Below are 3,648 nucleotides of genomic sequence, written 5' to 3'. Positions count from 1 at the left end.
GACCTCTTAGTGACGGAAATCAATCACCATACGGCCACGGATTTTGCCTTCTTCCATCTCGGTAAAGATGGTGTTGATGTCCGCTAACGGACGCAGGGCGACTTTCGGCACCACTTTGCCTTCGGCGGCAAACTGGAAGGCTTCGGTTAGATCCTGGCGTGTGCCGACCAGCGAACCGACCACTTCAATGCCATCCAGCACAAGACGTGGGATATCCAGGCTCATAGACTCCGGCGGCAGACCGACAGCCACAACACGACCGCCTGCACGGACAGCATCAACTGCCGAGTTAAACGCAGCTTTAGCTACTGCTGTTACCACCGCAGCGTGAGCGCCACCGGTTTTCTCCTGCACAATTTTGGCGGCGTCTTCGGTGCGTGAGTTAATCGCTAAATCTGCACCCATTTCGGTTGCCAGTTTTAACTGCTCATCATTGACATCAATGGCGATCACTTTGGCGTTAAAGACATTCTTTGCGTATTGTAGGGCGAGGTTACCCAGACCGCCAAGACCGTAGATAGCAATCCACTGACCGGGACGAATTTTTGACAGTTTAACGGCTTTGTAGGTGGTGACCCCCGCACAGGTAATGCTGCTGGGCGCCGCCGAGTCCAGACCATCTGGCACTTTTGCCGCGTAATCGGCGACCACGATGCACTCTTCCGCCATCCCGCCATCAACGCTGTATCCGGCATTTTTAACTGAACGGCAGAGCGTTTCGTTACCACTGTTACAGTATTCGCAATGACCGCATCCTTCGTAAAACCACGCCACGCTGGCACGATCGCCTGGTTTTAATGAGGTGACACCTGGGCCAACTTCTGCCACCACACCGATGCCTTCATGGCCCAGAATTACGCCGGTTTTGTCACCAAAATCGCCATTCTTAACATGAAGATCGGTATGACATACACCACAACACTCCATTTTCAGCAGGGCTTCGCCATGTTTCAGTGAGCGCAGTGTTTTATCCGTAACGTCAACATGATGATCCTTCGTAACAACTGCAGTCTTCATAGTTCCTCCTTTTCGGATGATGTTCTGCATAGCAGGTGAGGCAAATGAGATTTATTCGCCACTACCCAGTATGGATGAGATCTGAAAAAGGGAGAGGGAAATAGCCCGGTAGCCTTCACTACCGGGTGCAGGCTTAGATGGAGGTACGGCGGTAGTCGCGGTATTCGGCTTGCCAGAAATTATCGTCAATGGCTTGTTGCAAAGCTTCAGCAGACGTTTTGACCGCCACGCCTTGCTGCTGCGCCATTTTGCCAACCGCAAACGCAATTGCGCGGGAGACTTTCTGAATATCTTTCAGTTCCGGTAGTACCAGACCTTCGCCGTTCAGGACCAGCGGCGAATACTGAGCAAGCGTTTCACTTGCCGACATCAGCATCTCATCGGTGATACGTGACGCGCCGGAAGCAATAACACCCAGGCCGATGCCCGGGAAAATAAAGGCGTTGTTACACTGGGCGATAGGGTAGATTTTATCTTTCCATACCACTGGATTAAACGGGCTGCCAGTGGCGACCAGCGCGTTACCTTCGGTCCAGGCGATAATGTCCTGCGGTGTGGCTTCCACGCGAGACGTCGGGTTAGACAGCGGCATCACGATCGGACGCGGACAGTGTTTATGCATCTCACGGATGATCTCTTCCGTAAACAGCCCGGTCTGTCCTGAGACGCCAATCAGAATATCTGGTTTTACATTGCGCACCACATCCAGCAGTGACAACACATCGCTGTCGGTATCCCAGTTACTGAGGTTTTCGCGCTTCTGCACCAGTTTGGTCTGGAAAGGCAGCAGGTTCGGCATCTTGTCCGTCAGCAGGCCAAAGCGATCGACCATAAAGACTTTCTGCCGCGCTGCTTCCTCGCTTAATCCTTCGCGCTGGGTCTGGGCGATGATCATTTCGGCAATGCCGCATCCCGCTGAACCTGCGCCAAGGAAGACGATTTTTTTCTCGCTTAACTGACCACCTGCCGCGCGGCTGGCTGCGATCAGTGTGCCGACTGTTACCGCCGCAGTGCCCTGAATGTCATCGTTAAAAGAACAAATTTCATTGCGATAGCGGTTAAGTAACGGCATCGCATTTTTTTGAGCAAAGTCTTCAAACTGCAACAGCACGTCCGGCCAGCGTTGTTTCACAGCCTGGATAAATTCATCAACGAATTCATAGTATTCATCGTCAGTGATACGCGGATTACGCCAGCCCATATACAGCGGATCGTTAAGCAGCTGTTGGTTGTTCGTTCCGACATCCAGCACCACCGGAAGGGTATACGCCGGGCTGATGCCGCCACAGGCGGTATAGAGCGACAGTTTACCGATCGGAATGCCCATCCCGCCGATGCCCTGGTCACCAAGCCCCAGAATACGTTCACCGTCAGTCACCACAATCACTTTAATATTATGGTTCGGCACGTTTTGCAGAATATCGTCCATATTGTGGCGGTTCTGGTAAGAGATAAACACGCCGCGTGAACGGCGGTAGATCTCAGAAAAACGCTCACAGGCTGCGCCGACGGTTGGGGTATAAATAACAGGCATCATCTCATCAAGATGATTGTTTACCAGACGGTAGAAGAGGGTTTCGTTGGTGTCCTGGATGTTACGCAGGTAGATGTGTTTGTCGATTTCGGTTTTGAATCCCTGATACTGGATCCATGCTCGTTCCGCTTGTTCTTCGATGGTTTCGACCACTTCCGGCAGTAACCCCAGCAGGTTGAAGTTACGGCGTTCTTCCATGCTGAAGGCACTGCCTTTATTCAACAACGGAAATTCCAGCAGTACAGGGCCAGCGTAAGGGATATAAAGCGAACGCTGTTTTTTTGTTTTTGGTTCCATGTCACTCACTCTTTTTTGAATATCCATCCCTGGCACGCTTTTATCGTCTTTGCTTTACCGCCAGGGCGTCGTCCCCAAGTATAAAGCAGATAAAAACACCATTGCGCAGGCAATGGTGTTTAATCGTCATTGAGGACTGATGGTTATGAATTACTTTTCAGCGGGGCGTTTTCTGCCGGTTGGGTTATTTACCACGCTGGATTTGTCGCCTTCGGTAACTATTTTGCGCTGGTTAGAAATTTTATGGTCCAGTCCAAGAATATGACGTGCCTGACGGTTCGATTTCATTTTAACTCCTCAATCCTGTTGCTAGTTTTAAGGACAACATCGCCGTAGCGAAGAAACACGTGCTAAACCCCTAAATTAGGTTGCCGATCAAGCATAGCACCTTAAAGCGTAGGGTGCTGGCCACTGACCACATAATTGATCGTTTGCTGGTAGATATCACTGAGGATGTCGTTATCAGAAGCTTCCACCCATTTGGTCAGCTCCATGAGAATGTCATCTTCAGTGACAACACCGTGCTCTGCCCGAAGGCCTTGCTCAATGGCATTAACCAGAGCGGGTTCTGCTGTTGAATTTTCTGCCTGATAATAAGTAAACATAGTGATTCTCCGTGTCTGTGTATTTATGGTGTCTGCTACGGATCGCAGATTTATAAAGCACATTCAGCATGGCAAATATTTACCGCTTCGTTGTTGAGATTAGTCCTGGTTGATGATTTTTATATTTTAACCCCATGATATTGATAGGTATTATTATTGTGGTGAGTTGATTGATATTGATGCAATATCTCTTGA

Annotated in this window: 4 protein-coding genes; all 4 read right to left on the bottom strand. The window is 50.1% G+C overall.

Annotated features, from left to right (window positions below):
- Positions 1–6 precede the first annotated feature (6 nt).
- The 4 genes from adhP to bdm all read right to left on the bottom strand — a co-directional run bounded on the left by adhP (position 7) and on the right by bdm (position 3,453).
- Positions 7–1,017 carry an alcohol dehydrogenase AdhP gene (gene adhP, locus ACUU1M_RS19290; protein ID WP_000845076.1) on the bottom strand — a complete coding sequence of 337 codons (1,011 nt, stop codon included), beginning with the start codon at positions 1,015–1,017 and terminating at the stop codon, positions 7–9.
- A 133-nt stretch (positions 1,018–1,150) separates the two neighbouring features.
- Positions 1,151–2,848 carry a malate dehydrogenase gene (maeA, locus tag ACUU1M_RS19285; protein WP_000433468.1) on the bottom strand — a complete coding sequence of 566 codons (1,698 nt, stop codon included), beginning with the start codon at positions 2,846–2,848 and terminating at the stop codon, positions 1,151–1,153.
- A gap of 150 nt (positions 2,849–2,998) precedes the next feature.
- Positions 2,999–3,136 carry a stationary-phase-induced ribosome-associated protein gene (gene sra / locus ACUU1M_RS19280; RefSeq protein WP_000841554.1) on the bottom strand — a complete coding sequence of 46 codons (138 nt, stop codon included), beginning with the start codon at positions 3,134–3,136 and terminating at the stop codon, positions 2,999–3,001.
- A gap of 101 nt (positions 3,137–3,237) precedes the next feature.
- On the bottom strand, positions 3,238–3,453 hold the full coding sequence (bdm, locus tag ACUU1M_RS19275; RefSeq protein ID WP_000495766.1) for a biofilm-dependent modulation protein: 216 nt from the start codon (positions 3,451–3,453) through the stop codon (positions 3,238–3,240).
- Between the last annotated feature and the right edge of the window lie 195 nt (positions 3,454–3,648).

This window comes from Shigella sp. SIG6 (assembly GCF_053555815.1).
This window is presented reverse-complemented; position numbering and strand designations above follow the sequence as displayed.

What these genes read in the sequence shown, in the direction of transcription:
- adhP (WP_000845076.1), bottom strand. Translation starts at nt 1,017, where the DNA reads ATGAAGACTGCAGTTGTTACGAAGGATCATCATGTTGACGTTACGGAT.
- bdm (WP_000495766.1), bottom strand. Translation starts at nt 3,453, where the DNA reads ATGTTTACTTATTATCAGGCAGAAAATTCAACAGCAGAACCCGCTCTG.
- maeA (WP_000433468.1), bottom strand. Translation starts at nt 2,848, where the DNA reads ATGGAACCAAAAACAAAAAAACAGCGTTCGCTTTATATCCCTTACGCT.
- sra (WP_000841554.1), bottom strand. Translation starts at nt 3,136, where the DNA reads ATGAAATCGAACCGTCAGGCACGTCATATTCTTGGACTGGACCATAAA.